At 63.5% G+C, this 529-nt stretch carries 1 protein-coding gene; it reads left to right on the top strand.

Going from position 1 to position 529, the window contains the following annotated elements:
• A partial coding sequence (locus HX846_RS38200) for a TolC family protein (protein WP_178967578.1) occupies positions 1 to 529 on the top strand: 529 nt, incomplete at both ends.

Below are 529 nucleotides of genomic sequence, written 5' to 3'. Positions count from 1 at the left end.
AGCGCTCGCGCTATCAGGTGCAGCAAGCCGAATCGGCCGGCGGCTGGAGTGCCGGGGCCAAGGCCGAAGCCCAGCGCCTGCAAGAATCGGGTGAGGCCTATTTGCTGACGGAAAAAGTCCCGGTGGCGAATATCGGCAGTGCCAGTATCAGCACTTCCTATCAATTCGATTTGTTCGGCACCTTGCAGCGTGGCATTGAAAGCTCCCAGGCCACTGCCGATGCGGCCCAGGCGGCGTCTGATATCGCCCGTATCACCCTGGTGGCGGACGTGGTGCGCTCCTACACCCAGGTGTGTGCGGCCAACGAAGAGCTGGCGATCGCCAACGAGTCCCTCGACCTGCAAGCCCAGAGCACGCACCTGACCCAGCGCCTGCGGGATGCCGGGCGCGGTGATGAAACCCAGGTCACCCGTTCGCAAACCCAATACAAATCCTTGCGCGCCGAAATGCCGCGCTATGAAGCACTGCGCCAGGCCGGGCTGTTCCGACTGTCGATGTTGCTGGCCAGGCCGCTGGATCAACTGCCGGC

Origin of the sequence: Pseudomonas sp. K5002 (assembly GCF_013386655.1) — a bacterium.
Taxonomy (GTDB): Bacteria; Pseudomonadota; Gammaproteobacteria; order Pseudomonadales; family Pseudomonadaceae; genus Aquipseudomonas.
The sequence above is the reverse complement of the archived record's forward strand: the minus strand, read 5'-3'. Positions and strand labels throughout refer to the sequence as shown.